General features: G+C 73.7%; 12 protein-coding genes and 5 tRNA genes. 8 read left to right on the forward strand and 9 right to left on the reverse strand.

Annotation, left to right across the window (positions count from 1 at the left end):
- Positions 1-23: 23 nt before the first annotated feature.
- Positions 24-1,274 carry a hypothetical protein gene (locus B7C62_04210; protein ID ARF71554.1) on the reverse strand — a complete coding sequence of 417 codons (1,251 nt, stop codon included), beginning with the start codon at positions 1,272-1,274 and terminating at the stop codon, positions 24-26.
- On the reverse strand, positions 1,274-1,867 hold the full coding sequence (locus tag B7C62_04215; GenBank protein ARF71555.1) for a DUF4365 domain-containing protein: 594 nt from the start codon (positions 1,865-1,867) through the stop codon (positions 1,274-1,276). The genes B7C62_04210 and B7C62_04215 overlap by 1 nt, the downstream gene beginning before the upstream one ends.
- A gap of 255 nt (positions 1,868-2,122) precedes the next feature.
- Here B7C62_04215 and B7C62_04220 point away from each other — a divergent pair, with 255 nt between their 5' ends.
- A complete protein-coding gene (locus tag B7C62_04220; protein ID ARF71556.1) occupies positions 2,123-2,857 on the forward strand; it encodes a DNA polymerase III subunit epsilon in 735 nt (244 codons plus the stop codon).
- A gap of 81 nt (positions 2,858-2,938) precedes the next feature.
- On the opposite strand, the gene B7C62_04225 is transcribed toward B7C62_04220, so the two are convergent.
- Positions 2,939-3,013: transfer RNA gene (locus B7C62_04225), tRNA-Val, on the reverse strand.
- A 158-nt stretch (positions 3,014-3,171) separates the two neighbouring features.
- On the opposite strand from B7C62_04225, the gene B7C62_04230 reads away from it, so the two are divergent.
- Complete coding sequence (locus B7C62_04230; GenBank protein ARF71557.1) at positions 3,172-5,679, forward strand: hypothetical protein; 2,508 nt, start codon at positions 3,172-3,174, stop codon at positions 5,677-5,679.
- Positions 5,680-5,770: 91 nt separating this feature from the next.
- On the opposite strand, the gene B7C62_04235 is transcribed toward B7C62_04230, so the two are convergent.
- Together B7C62_04235 and B7C62_04240 are read right to left on the reverse strand one after the other, a co-directional pair.
- Positions 5,771-5,845, reverse strand: a tRNA-Val gene (locus tag B7C62_04235).
- A gap of 54 nt (positions 5,846-5,899) precedes the next feature.
- A complete protein-coding gene (locus B7C62_04240; protein ID ARF71558.1) occupies positions 5,900-6,355 on the reverse strand; it encodes a TIGR02611 family protein in 456 nt (151 codons plus the stop codon).
- 190 nt (positions 6,356-6,545) lie between these two features.
- Between B7C62_04240 and B7C62_04245 the strand changes: the two genes are divergently transcribed.
- Together B7C62_04245 and B7C62_04250 are read left to right on the forward strand one after the other, a co-directional pair.
- Complete coding sequence (locus B7C62_04245; protein ID ARF71559.1) at positions 6,546-6,959, forward strand: sporulation protein SsgA; 414 nt, start codon at positions 6,546-6,548, stop codon at positions 6,957-6,959.
- A 269-nt stretch (positions 6,960-7,228) separates the two neighbouring features.
- A complete protein-coding gene (locus B7C62_04250) occupies positions 7,229-7,837 on the forward strand; it encodes a hypothetical protein (protein ID ARF71560.1) in 609 nt (202 codons plus the stop codon).
- A 457-nt stretch (positions 7,838-8,294) separates the two neighbouring features.
- Here the strand turns inward: B7C62_04250 and B7C62_04255 are convergent, their stop codons facing one another.
- Positions 8,295-8,765, reverse strand: coding sequence for a hypothetical protein (locus tag B7C62_04255; protein ARF71561.1), 471 nt, complete (start codon positions 8,763-8,765; stop codon positions 8,295-8,297).
- 180 nt (positions 8,766-8,945) lie between these two features.
- Here B7C62_04255 and B7C62_04260 point away from each other — a divergent pair, with 180 nt between their 5' ends.
- The gene (locus B7C62_04260; protein ID ARF71562.1) at positions 8,946-9,461 is read left to right on the forward strand and encodes a disulfide bond formation protein DsbA; all 516 of its coding nucleotides are present in this window, start codon (positions 8,946-8,948) and stop codon (positions 9,459-9,461) included.
- A gap of 90 nt (positions 9,462-9,551) precedes the next feature.
- Here B7C62_04260 and B7C62_04265 read toward each other — a convergent pair whose 3' ends face one another.
- The 3 genes from B7C62_04265 to B7C62_04275 all read right to left on the reverse strand — a co-directional run bounded on the left by B7C62_04265 (position 9,552) and on the right by B7C62_04275 (position 12,334).
- On the reverse strand, positions 9,552-10,388 hold the full coding sequence (locus B7C62_04265) for a GNAT family N-acetyltransferase (GenBank protein ID ARF71563.1): 837 nt from the start codon (positions 10,386-10,388) through the stop codon (positions 9,552-9,554).
- Between the two features lie 75 nt (positions 10,389-10,463).
- Positions 10,464-11,285, reverse strand: coding sequence for a 4-amino-4-deoxychorismate lyase (locus B7C62_04270; protein ID ARF71564.1), 822 nt, complete (start codon positions 11,283-11,285; stop codon positions 10,464-10,466).
- Positions 11,282-12,334, reverse strand: a complete 1,053-nt coding sequence (locus B7C62_04275) for a chloride transporter (GenBank protein ID ARF71565.1) — start codon at positions 12,332-12,334, stop codon at positions 11,282-11,284. The genes B7C62_04270 and B7C62_04275 overlap by 4 nt, the downstream gene beginning before the upstream one ends.
- A 174-nt stretch (positions 12,335-12,508) precedes the next feature.
- Here B7C62_04275 and B7C62_04280 point away from each other — a divergent pair.
- The 3 genes from B7C62_04280 to B7C62_04290 all read left to right on the forward strand — a co-directional run bounded on the left by B7C62_04280 (position 12,509) and on the right by B7C62_04290 (position 12,765).
- Positions 12,509-12,581: transfer RNA gene (locus tag B7C62_04280), tRNA-Gly, on the forward strand.
- Between the two features lie 37 nt (positions 12,582-12,618).
- Positions 12,619-12,692, forward strand: a tRNA-Cys gene (locus tag B7C62_04285).
- Position 12,693: 1 nt separating this feature from the next.
- Positions 12,694-12,765 (forward strand) — tRNA-Val (locus B7C62_04290).
- Positions 12,766-12,792 lie beyond the last annotated feature (27 nt).

The following is a 12,792-nucleotide window of genomic DNA, read 5'->3' on the forward strand; positions in this document are numbered from 1 at the left end:
ATGCGAACGCCTTCCGGGCCGGGCTACGGCTCCTCCCCCGCGCACGCCTCCTCGAAGAAGTCCACGTTCTCCTGGAGCGACTTCATCAGCCGGTCCCGCTCCGCCTCGTCGACCTGGACGGGCGCGACCTGCGAGGCCCCGGTGAGCCGCCGGAAGCCGCCCCGCCGCTCAAGGCGCCCTTCCACCCGCAGCGGCAGCCCCACGAGGTGGGCGTGGCCCGCGATCCGGTACGCCTCCTCGTCCAGCTCCACCCGTACGTGCGCGACCTCCGCCCCCGCCAGCACCCGCAGCCGTACGATCCCGGGGCCGCGCGGCCCCGCGCGGCGCAGCCGGACCACCGCCCCGGTGATCCGGACGGGGACGGCGGGCTCCTCGCGGAGGTAGCGGGCCCCGGCCGAGCGCAGGGCGGGGAGGTCGCCCGGGGAGAACTCGACGGGCGCGGGGCGGGCCGGGCAGCCGTCCGGGGTGCCCGCCGCGGGCGCCCACCGCACATCGATCCCGGCCCCCTCGCTGCCGCGTACCAGGGTCACCAGGGCCTCGGTCAGCTCCCGGCTGACGCCCGCCGCCACCGCGCTGTCGAACGCCTCCATGCCCCCGGTCGCCCGCTGGTAGTCCACGGCCTCGCGGGTGGCGTGCAGGGCGTGGCAGAGCTGTACGGCGACGGCGCGTCCGGAGTCGACGGGGACAAACGCGGTGAGCAGGCGCCCGCCCGGCGCGGGCCCGATGAGCGTGCCGTCCAGCGCCGCCCGGGCCTTCCTGCGGTGCCGGGCCCCGTGGTACCCGGCCCGGCCCCGCGCGGCCAGCGCCCCGGCCAGCAGGATCTGCCGGGCCGCCGCGCGCAGCTCCTCCGCCTCGGCCCACCCCGAGGCGCCCGCCGCCCCGGCCGCCGATTCGGGGACCTCGCGCCACCAGCGGACCTCGTCGCTGGGGACGGCGAGGGAGACGAGGATGGAGCGGGCGGAGGGGGCGGCGCTGCGGGAGAGCGCGGTGAGCGCCTCGGCCAGCAGGTCGTCGGTGTCGGGGAAGGCCGCGTTCTCGGGGACCAGCAGGCTGGTGCCCGCGGCCGGTCCGGGCGGGGACCAGCGGCCGTACCGCCCGGCCGCTCCGCCGCGCCGCTGCCAGCCGTACCGGTGCAGGAGCGCGGTGAGCACCGCCGGGTCGGGCAGCGGGGTGCCGTCCCCGCCGGGCCCGGCGTACTCCCCGGGCGCGGCGGGGTGCGACCGGGCGCCGAACAGCTCGGCCGGGCCCGTGGGTTCGTCCATCGACCGGTGCATCAGGGTCTCCCTCCGGCCCCGACCCGGGCCATGATGTCGCAGAGTGCGCGGTCGTCGAAGATCCGTGAGGTCGGGATGCGCACGGTGGTCCGGTACCGGCCCGTCACCGCGTGGCCGGCCAGGTTGGTCCAGTAGCAGCAGTGCCGCAGATCGAGGCTGCCGGGCCCGGCGCTCAGCCACTCGTCCTGGCTGCGCGGCACGATCATCACCACGAGGATCTTGTGGACCGAGACCGGGGTGCGGGCCAGCTTGACGAGATGGGCGTTGTCGAGCGTAAAAGAGAACGCGCCGCCCGCCGGGTGCGGCGGTATCTGATAGGTGCACTTGAGCTGCACCTTGATGGTCACTTCGTCGTCGACGGTGTGGGCGGCGGCACCGTGGCTGACGTGCCAGTCGATGCCGTTGTCGGGGAAGGGCTGGGAGAGCGAGCAGCCCGCCGCCGCCGCGACGGCGTGCAGGTAGCCCACCTGGAGGGTCTCCATACAGGCGGTGGTGGCGAGGGAGCCGCGCAGCGGTGCGTTCCGCTGCTCCGCCGGACCGAACCCTTCGGCGCGGACGGGCGGGCCCCCCGGGTCGGGCTGCGCGAGCGCCATGGCTCCGTATGCCTTCCGGACGTGCCGTCAGAAGTTCAGAGGTGATGCCGGGGAGAGTGATGCCGGGGAGACGTGGGAGACGGCGCCGAGAAGACGGACGCCGAAGATGACCGAGGAGCAACTCCCCTCCCCCTCACCTGTGTTGTCACCGCAGGAGAACGCCCGCAAACGGCGTATCAGGCAAACAGCACGGGTATCACCGATATCGGGCAGAGGAATCACTCCATCTGCCGTGCAGGTGCGAGGAGTTCGGGGATGATGCACTGGTTCGAAGGGCCACTGGCCGCTTTTGACACGGAGACGACAGGCGTGGACGTCGAGCAGGACCGGATCGTTTCGGCCGCTCTCGTCGCGCAGGACACGACGGGCGGGCGCGTCCGCACCACCCGCTGGCTGGTCAACCCGGGGATCGCGGTCCCCGCCGGGGCGACCGAGATCCACGGTCTGACCGACGACCACCTCCAGCGCAACGGCCGTTGGCCCGCGCCGGTGATGGACGAGGTGGCCCGTTCACTGGCCGAGAGTTGCGCGACCGGCCGCCCGCTGGTCGTGATGAACGCACCGTTCGACCTGACCCTGCTGGACCGCGAGCTGAAGCGGCACCGGGCCTCGTCGCTGGCCGGGTATCTGGCGGACGTGCCGCTGCGGGTGGTGGACCCCCGGGTGCTGGACAAGCACCTGGACCGCTACCGCAAGGGCCGCCGCACGCTCAAGGATCTGTGCGAGCTGTACGGGATTCCGCTCGACGGCGCCCACGACGCGGCGGCCGACGCCACGGCCTCGCTGGAGCTGGTGCGCGCGATCTGCCGGCGCTTCTCGTCCCGGCTGGAGCGGCTCTCACCGGCCGAGCTGCACACCCTCCAGGCCGGCTGGCACGCGGCGCAGGCGCGCGGTCTGGAGGCGTGGTTCGCCCGGAGCGGGACACCGGAGGCGGTCGATCAGGCGTGGCCGCTGCGCCCGCGTCCGGAAGTGCCCGCGGCGGCGGCCTGAACGGCGCTCCGCGCAACGGCCGGGCAGCGGCCCGAACATGTGAAAGCCGGTCCGCCGTGATGCTGGCGGACCGGCTTTCCCCGGTGGGCGATACTGGGTTCGAACCAGTGACCTCTTCGGTGTGAACGAAGCGCTCTCCCACTGAGCTAATCGCCCGGGAACGGGTTGAACCATACAGGGCCCGGCGGGCTTCGTTCAAACCGCTTCCGCCGGGGCGGCTCCGGAACGTACACAGAAGCCGCCCCTCGGGAAACTCAGGAACTGAGTATCCGAGCGCATGTACGGGTCCGAGGGCCGGGGCCACACTCCCGTACATGGAACATGTGCCGCCGCCCGCCGAGGAACTGGCGCTCCTCGACCGAGAACTGGCCCAGCTGGACGCCCGCCGGGCCCATCTGCTGACCCGCCGCGCCTGGCTGGTCGACGTGGTGCGGGCGCAGGCCCCGGCCGCGCCCCCGTGGGGCCAGTGGGGTGCCCCGCCCGCCGGGCGGCCTCCGGCGCAGCCGTGGGGGGTCGCTGCGCGGCACCCGGCGTCGTCCGCGCCGCGCAGCGCGCAGAACGTGCTGCTGACGCTGGGCGGTCTGCTGCTGACGGTCGCGGCCGTCGCGTTCACCCTCGTCAGCTGGGGCTCGATGGGGATCGCAGGCCGGTCCGCCGTCCTGGCGCTGGTGACGCTGGCCGCGCTCGCGGCCCCGGCCCTCCTGCTGCGCCGGAAGCTGGGGGCCACGGCGGAGGCGCTGGCGGCGCTCGCGCTGGTGCTGACGCTGCTGGACGCCTACGCGGTCCACGCGGTGGCGGCTCCGGACACGGACGGGCTCGCGTTCACGGCAGGGGCGGCGGCGGTGCTCGCGGCGCTCTGGGCGGGCTACGGCCTGGCGCTGGACAAGCTGCACCTGCCGCTGCCCGCCGCCGTGTTCTTCGCCCAGTGGCCGCTGCTGCTGGGCGCCTGGGCCGCCGGTGCCCCGGCGGTCGTCGTCGGGTGGGCGCTGCTGGCGACGGCCGTGCTGGACGGGGCGCTCGCCCTGTGGGGCAAGGGCCTGGGGGTACGGGTCACGGCGGGCATCGGTCTGGCGGTGACGGGGTCCGCCGCGCTGCTGGTGGGGCTGGCGCAGTCACTGACGGCCGACGGTCCGCTCGGGGCCGTGCTGCCGGGCGCGCTGCTGCTGACGGCGGCCGTGGCGGCGCTGGCCGGTGCCTGGCACGCCCCGAACGGCTTCGCGCAGGTGGGCGGCGCGGTGGCCGGTCTGGCCGCCGTGGCGGCGGTCGGCGGGGTGCTGCGGACGGCGGTGCCGGACACCTGGCACGTTCCGGCGTATCTGCTCTGCGGCCTCGCCCTGCTGTACGTCGTACGGGTACGGCTGCCGCGGGGCGCCGGGCTCGGGGTGCTGCTGGCGGCGGGCGCGGTGGTGGCCGGTGCGCTGGTGTGGGCGCTGCCGCCGGTCGCGGCGGTGCTGCTGGGGCCCGTCCGGCTGGTCGCCGAGGTGTGGGCGGGGGCGCCGGAGGGGTTCCGGGGTGCGCTCGGCGAGTCGATGGCGTGGTCGCGGGCGGCCGGGGCTCCGGTGGTGCTCGCGGTGGTGGCCGGGGTGCTGGGTGCGGCGTACTACCGGTGGCCGTCGCTGGTCCGGGCAGCCGCTCCGCTGCTCTCACCGGGTGCGAAGGTGCGCGGTGCGGCGGGCGCGGGGGCGCTGGGCCTCGGCTGGGGGGCGGTGCTGCTCGCGGCGGCGACGCTGGGGGTGCCGTACCCGGCCGCGCTGGTCCTGGAGACGGCGCTGGTGGCGGGGCTGCTGGTGGTGGCGGTCCAGGGTGCGGGGACGGCCGGGAGCACCGGAGAGGGCTCCGGCTCCGGTGGCGGCCGGTCGGCCGTGACGGTGTGCGCTCTGGTGGGTGCGGTGGTCGGCGCGGTGAGCGTGGGGCTGCTGTCGCTGGCGGTGGAGGCGGCCACATACGCGGTGTTCGGGGCGCTGCTGGTGCTGTTCGCGGGGGCGGCGCTGCTGACCCGGGCGGTGGTGGCGCAGGCGGTGTTCGCGGTCGCCGCGGTGGTGTGGGGCACGGTCCTGACCGGGTGCGCGGCCCGCTCCCTGGGGCTCGCGCCGCACGAGGCCGCGCCGCTGCTGCTCGTGGTGCCCGCGCTGACGGTGGCGCTGGGGGCGCGGCTGCGGCTGCACCCGGTGGCGCTGCCGGTGGAGCTGGCCGGGGCGCTGGGCGCTCTGGTGGCCGTCGGGGCGGCGGTGCCGGACGCGCCGTTCCTGGCCCTGGTGCTCGCCCTGTGCGGGGTGCTGGCGGCGGGGGCCGCGGTGCGCCCGGAGCGGCGGCCGGCGGCGGGGTATCTGGCGGCGGTGCTGTTCGTGGCGGCCACCTGGGTCCGGCTGGCGGCGTCGGAGGTGTCGGTGCCGGAGGCGTACACCCTGCCGGTGACGGTGCCCGCGCTGGTGGTCGGCGTACTGCGGCGGCGCAAGGACCCCGAGGCGTCCTCCTGGACGGCGTACGGGCCCGGGCTCGCGGCCACGCTGCTGCCGAGCCTGGCCGTGGCCTGGACCGACCCGGACTGGGTGCGGCCGCTGCTGCTGGGCGTGGCGGCCCTGGTGATCACGCTGCTGGGGGCGCGGTACCGGCTCCAGGCGCTGCTGCTGCTCGGCGGTGCGGTGCTGGCCCTGGACACCCTGCACGAGCTGGCGCCGTACGTCGTCCAGGTGGCGGGCGCCCTGCCGCGCTGGCTGCCTCCGGCGCTGGCCGGGCTGCTGCTGCTGGCGGTGGGGGCCACGTACGAGCAGCGGCTGCGCGACGCCCGGCGGCTGAAGGACATCGTGGGGCGGATGCGGTGAGCGTGTCGCCCGGTCGCCCGGTCCCCCGGCCCCGGGGACCGGGCGACGCAGAGGCCCCCGAGACTTCGGAAAGTCTCGGGGGCCTCTGTCCGGGTGGGCGATACTGGGTTCGAACCAGTGACCTCTTCGGTGTGAACGAAGCGCTCTCCCACTGAGCTAATCGCCCGGGCGCACCGCAAACATTACCCCATGTCAGCGGTGCTCCCGGACCGTCCCGGCGCTACTCGCCGACCGTCCACGGCAGGGCCAGGCCGAACTTCCAGACGTAGATCCCGACCAGCACCGCCATGATCACCAGCCCCACCGTGGTGAGGATGATGTTGCGGCGCCGGACCTTGGGGTCGAGGGCCCGCTGGGCGGCCTCGGTGACCTTGCGCTTCGTCCAGCGCAGCACCAGCTGGGCCCAGACGAACTCGGTCGCCCAGATCGCCATGCCGCCGAAGATCACCAGCCAGCCGGGGCCCGGCAGCACCAGCATCAGCGCACCGGCCACCACGACCCCCAGGCCGACGACGAAGACGCCGACCTGCCAGCTCAGGTGCAACGGCCTGGACGCCTTGATGAAGCCCGGCGCCCGCGATCCCAGCTCACGTTCCGCCTTGGCCGTGCCCCCCGAAGCGGACCCCGTGGCCGCCTCTTCGGCGGTCTCGATCCGCTCGTCACTCTCCGCATTCATGGAGCTCAACCTACCCGACCCGTCCTCGTCACTTGATTGGGCGCATGACTCAAAGTTACACACCGCTGGGCGAGGGACCCGAAGCATCACAAATGGGTCAGAGGGGTTTACAACGCCACCGTAGGTGGCATGTCGATTTCGCCGACGTGCGAATCCCCGAGCGCACACTGAGCGAAAGGCCCTGGCGCTTATGAACACCACGGTCAGCTGCGAGCTGCACCTGCGCCTCGTTGTGTCGAGCGAGTCCTCACTGCCTGTTCCCGCGGGCCTGCGGTATGACACGGCCGATCCCTATGCCGTGCACGCCACCTTCCACACCGGAGCGGAGGAGACGGTCGAATGGGTTTTCGCCCGTGACCTCCTTGCCGAGGGGCTGCACCGGCCCACCGGCACCGGAGACGTCCGCGTCTGGCCATCACGTAGTCACGGTCAAGGCGTCGTCTGCATCGCACTGAGCTCCCCAGAGGGCGAAGCCCTGCTCGAAGCTCCGGCGCGGGCCCTGGAGTCGTTCCTGAAAAGGACCGACGCCGCGGTCCCGCCCGGCACCGAGCATCGTCACTTCGATCTCGACACGGAGCTCTCACACATCCTGGCCGAGAGCTGAGCCAGGCCGAGAGCTGCGCTACGCCGTCCGACTCGGGGAGACGGCGTCGCGCGGACAACCTCATAGGGCAGACACCGGCGCCGCCGCCGCGGAATCCACCGCGGCGACGGCGCCTGTGCGTGCGCCACGGTCCCGGGGAGCGGGCCGGGGGCCTCCAGGGGCGGCCGCTCCCCCGGAGGCCCGCACCGGGCCGGGCAGCGGCCCGGCGAGCCAGTAGAGTCAGCCGCCACCGGCAGGCGCCCGCCCGCCGGAAGGCCAGGGAGCGAAGCGTGCTGATCCCTCACGACACCCGGATCGCCCTCGACACGGTGGTCGATCTGGTGAACACCGCACCGGAGAACGAGCCGCCCGGGGACGGCCCGGCGGACGGACTCGTGGACGGCGTCATGGAAGGGCCCGAGGACGGGCTCCCCGATGTCGCCGCGCTGTACGCCTTCGCCGAGCGGCACCACATCAGCGGTGTCGGCACCCTCGGCGAGAAGGACCTGGCCGCCGTGCGGGACGTACGGAGCCGCTTCGCGGAGGTCTTCGCGGCGCCCGACGCCCGTACCGCGGCCGACCTCGTCAACCGGCTCGTCGCGGCGGCCGGGACCACGCCCCAGCTCACCGACCACGACGGCTACGACTGGCACGTGCACTACTTCGCGCCGGACGCCTCGCTCTCCGACCACCTCGCCGCCGACTGCGGCATGGCCCTGGCCTTCATCATCGTGGCCGGCGAGCAGGAGCGGCTGCGGCGCTGCGAGGCACCGGACTGCGGGCTGGCCTTCGTCGACCTCTCGCGCAACCGCTCCCGGCGCTACTGCTCCAGCCGCACCTGCGGCAACCGGCTCCATGTCGCCGCGTACCGGGCCCGGCGCCGGGAAGCCGGGACGTGAGCCGCCGGGAGGCCGGGCGCTGAGCGGCCGGGGTCATAACAGGAACAAGTCATGCAGCGCCGCCATCAGCAGCAGGCTCCCGATGACCGTCAAAAAGATCATCAGGGGTGGCTGGGAGAGCGCGAAGAGGCAGCCACGGGGCTCTTCGGCAGGGGGTGCGGGGGCCTCGCCCCGGGATGTGTCCACCATCTCGAGGCGATCATGACTCACCCGGGGCCCGGTTGGCGATCAACCTTCCCCATTACACCGGGAGTTCACCGTCCCGTGGCCCCCGGAATTCGCTCCGGCGTCCGAGCGGCCATCAGACATTCGGGCCCGGCCCGGCGAAAAGCGTGCGCGTTCAGGCGTACCCCCTGTGCCGCGCGCGCCCGGATGCCGTGTCCTCGTCGTTCCTCGGTGTTCTTTGTCGTTCCTCATCGCCCCTCGGTGCTTCTCGCTGTTTCTCGGCGTTCCTCGTTCAGATGCCGTGCTTCTTCAGGATCGCCTCGATGTCGCTGAAGTCGTCGGCGGGGGCGGCGGCCTCCTGCCTCTTCCCCGGCTTCGCCGCCGTGGGCGCGGCCGTCGGCCGGGCGGTCTGGCTTCCGGCGCCGAGCGCGGGCGCGGAGGCGCCCGGGGCCACGGCCTCGTTGCGCTCGGCGGCCCGTGCCGCCTTCCGCTCGGCGCGGGTCGTGCCGCTGCGGCGCTCGATGGCCCGGGTGGTCATGAAGAGCAGCCAGGCGAGGCCGAGCACCCCGAAGCCGATCCAGACGCTCGGCTTGAACGCGATGCCCGAGACCCACTGGACGACCCCGGTCAGAACGAGGCCGACCGGCACGAGGGAGTAGGCCGCGATCCTGGTCGCGGTGAGGAACCGCTTGCGGTAGGCGGTGATCGCGGCGATGCCCAGGCCCGCCGCCGACGCCGCGGAACAGATGGTCTCGGCAAGCATCAGGGCCTCCAGGCGCAGGGGAACGTCCCTTCCATCCTGCACCGACGACCGGTGTCGGGGCCACGGCGCCGGTCCACCTCAGGGACATTTCAGGGCCGTACTCCTCCGCAGGTGCCGGTCACGGCCACCGGCCGCGGGTGCGGATTGGGAGCTCTCCGACCGGCCTGGAAGACTGCCTCCATGAGCGATTCCCCCCTTGCCGCGCCGGTCGTCCTCGACCTCTGGTGCGATCTCCAGTGCCCCGACTGCCGCCGGGCCCTCAGCGATGTGCGGGCCCTGCGCGCCCGGTACGGCGACCGCGTCGAGCTCCGGCTGCGGCACTTCCCGCTGGAGAAGCACAAGCACGCCTATGCCGCCGCGCAGGCCGCCGAGGAGGCCGCGGCCCAGGGCCGGGACTGGCCGTACATCGAGGCGGTCCTGGCCAGGACCGAGGAGCTCGGCCGGACCGGGGAGCCGGTGCTGCTCGATGTGGCCCGCGAACTGGGGCTGGACGCCGAGGAGTTCGACACCGCGCTGATCGACGGCCGCCATCTGCTGATCGTCGACGCCGACCAGGCCGAGGGCAAGGCGATCGGCGTCACCGGCACGCCCACCTATGTGGTCGGCGACGAGCGGCTGGACGGCGGCAAGAGCCAGGAGGGGCTGCGCGAGCGGATCGAGGAGATCGTCGACCGGCTGCTGGCCGCGCGGGGCTGACACCGGCCGCGCGTCCTGCCAGGGCCCGGCATCCGCCCCGGCAGGACCGGGGCCGACCCGGACCCGGGACCGACCGGCCCCGGGGAGGCCCTACAGCGCCTTGGCCAGGTTGTACCGCGTCGTCGCGTAGCCGAGGGACTCGTACAGCCGCAGCGCCGGGGTGTTGGCGGCGAAGACGTGCAGGCCCAGCCGGTCGTGGCCCCAGGCGCGGGTGACGTCCTCGGCGAGGAGCATCAGGGCCCGCCCGAAGCCGCGGCCCCGGTGCTCCTCGCGCACCTCGACGTCGAAGACGAACCCGGCGGTGCGGCCCGGCTCCAGCTCCCGCAGGGCCAGCCAGACATGGCCGACCACCGCGCCGCCGTGGAGCAGCACCCGGAACCGTACGTTCTCGGTCGCGAGCCCGTCCGGGAGGTTCCCGGCGTGGTCGGCCTCGGACTTGAGCCGGGCCTGTTCGGGCGGTACGCCCCGGTCGGTCCACTCCCGCGCGTACGCCCGCACCGCCCCGCGCAGCCACTCGGCGTACTCCTCCTCGCTCATCGCCCGCGAGCCGAGCCCCTCGGGCAGCGGAGCGGGGTCCGGGCCGAGGGTCTTGACCATGTTGCGGCTGCGTTCGGTGTAGCCGAGGGCGGCGGCCAGCCGCCGGGCGGGCTCGTTCTCCGCCGGGACCTCGGCCCGCACATGGGTGCACCCCCACCCCCGCAGCACCTCCTCGGCGGCGAGGACCGCGATGATGCCCCGCCCGCGCCTGCGCTGCGGTCCGTCGACGCTCAGGGAGCGCACCACTCCGGCCGAGGCGCCGAACGCGTCGTCGGTGCTGATCGACACGGCGCCGACGGGCCGCCCGTTGTCGCACACGTCGTAACGGCGCGCCCGCGCTCCGTCGGCGCCTTGCTGAAGCGGCCCGGACGGCCGGAGTGTCGTGGTCATCAAGGGTTTGTATCCCCTGGACGGCAGCGCGTCACGCGCTTTTCCGGCCCGTCCGGAAAGGGCTCCGGCGGGGCCCTACGGGTCCAGGTCGTTCCCGGCCCGCTCGTCGAAGATCCGCATGGCCTTCGCCGTCACCGGTCCGGGCTCCGGCGCGAGCTCCCGGTCGTCGACGCGGTGCACGGCCTGGATGTCGCGGAGGGTCGAGGTCAGGAAGATCTCGTCGGCCTCGGCGAGCACCTCCATCGGCAGGTCGCTCTCCTCCGCCCCGGTCCACTCCACGGCCAGCGCGCGGGTGATCCCGGCGAGGCAGCCGGAGGCGACCGGCGGGGTGTGGATACGGCCGTCCAGCACGACGAACACGTTGGACCCGGTCCCCTCGCAGAGCCGGCCGGCCGTGTTCGGGAAGAGCGCCTCGGAGGCGCCCCGCTCGCGGGCCCGGGCGAGGGCGACGACGTTCTCGGCGTACGAGGTGGTCTTGAGCCCGGTGAGCGCGCCGCGTTCGTTACGGGTCCAGGGGACCGTGATCACCGCGGTGGTGTCCGGGCGGCGGCTCACCCCGTCGAGCGCGACGACGAGGCTGGGCCCGGCGGTGCCCCGGTCGGAGCCGAGCGGGGAGAGCCCGCCGGTGTAGGTGATCCGCAGCCGCCCCAGGGGGACGGGGTTGGCGTCGACGACCGCCGTGGCGGCGCGCCGGACCTCGTCCAGGTCGGGATCGGGCAGGCCGAGGCCGCGCGCGGAGCGGGTCAGCCGGTCGAGGTGCCGGGTGAGGGCGAAGGGCCTGCCCTCGCTGGTGCGGACCGTCTCGAAGATGCCGTCGCCCACGGTCAGCCCGTGGTCGAGCACCGACAGCCGGGCGTCATCGGCATCCCGCAGTCCGCCGTTGACCCAGATCCTCATGAAGCGGTCCTTCCTGTCTGTTCGAACCCTGTCTGCTCGAACGCGCCCGACGCTACAGCGAGCAGCCGCGACGCCTTCAGTTCGGTCTCGTCCCACTCGCGCTCCGGGTCGGACCCCCAGGTGATCCCGGCCCCCGTCCCGAACCGCAGAAGCGGCACGGGGCCGGTCCGGTCGATCCAGAACGTCCTTATGCCCACGGCCAGCGAGGCGGTGCCCCGGTCGGCGTCGACCCAGCCGACCGCGCCGCAGTACGGCCCGCGCGGGGACCGCTCCAGCTCCTCGATGATCCGCAGCGCGCTGGACTTCGGCGCCCCGGTGACGGAGCCGGGCGGGAAGGCCGCCGTGAGCAGCTCCGGCCATCCGGCGCCCCCGGCCAGTTCACCGCGCACGGTGGAGACGAGGTGGACGAGGCCCGGGTGCTTCTCGACCACGCAGAGGTCGGGCACGGTGACGCTCCCGGTCGCGCAGACGCGGCCCAGGTCGTTGCGGACCAGGTCCACGATCATCACGTTCTCCGCGTGGTCCTTCTCCAGCAGATCGCCCTCGGTGCGCCCGGTCCCCTTGATCGGCCCGGACTCGACGGTGCGCCCGTCCCGGCGGAGGAACAGTTCGGGGGACGCGGTGGCGACCTCCACCCCGTGTCCGGGCAGGCGGATCGTTCCTGCGTACGGCGCCGGGTTGCCGCGCGCCAGCAGGGCGGTCAGGGCGTCGACGTCGGCCCGGCCGGGGTCGGGCAGCGGTGCGGAGAGGACCCGGCAGAGGTTGGCCTGATAGACCTCGCCCGCCGCGATGTGTTCACGGATGCGCCGTACGCCCGCCGTGTAGGCGTCACGGTCCAGCGAGGTCTTCCACTCCCCGGCGGCGGGCCCGCGCCAGGCTCCGGGCACGGGGGCGGGCACCTCCTCCCTGCGTACGGAGGAGAAGCGAGCACAGACCGTACGGCCCTCGAAATCGGCACAGACCGCCCAGAAACCGGACGAGTCCAGGGCCGCGGGATCGTGGGTCACGTCCTGGAGGCCGGAGGCGACGAGGCCGCCGAAGCGGGCCATGGGAGCGAGGGGGAACACGCTGATGAGTCTAGGACCGCCCGCGATGACCTGCGTCGGGGCGACGGTACGGCGGCGGTACGGCGACCAGCTGCGCAAACGCGTTTTTGTACTGGCCCGGGAATCCGCTAGAGTTCAACACGTCGCCGGGACGCGCAAGCGGAACGGGAAAGACAAGCGGACGTAGCTCAGTTGGTAGAGCGCAACCTTGCCAAGGTTGAGGTCGCCAGTTCGAACCTGGTCGTCCGCTCGCAGAAGGTGGGGGATCTTCCCGAACCCCCATCCCTGGTGGAGTGGCCGAGAGGCGAGGCAACGGCCTGCAAAGCCGTCTACACGGGTTCAAATCCCGTCTCCACCTCCAAGGACGATTAGCTCAGCGGGAGAGCGCTTCCCTGACACGGAAGAGGTCACTGGTTCAATCCCAGTATCGTCCACTGATCCGCAAGGATCACCGGTCCGTA

Source organism: Kitasatospora albolonga (assembly GCA_002082585.1).
Classification (GTDB): domain Bacteria; phylum Actinomycetota; class Actinomycetes; order Streptomycetales; family Streptomycetaceae; genus Streptomyces; species Streptomyces stephensoniae.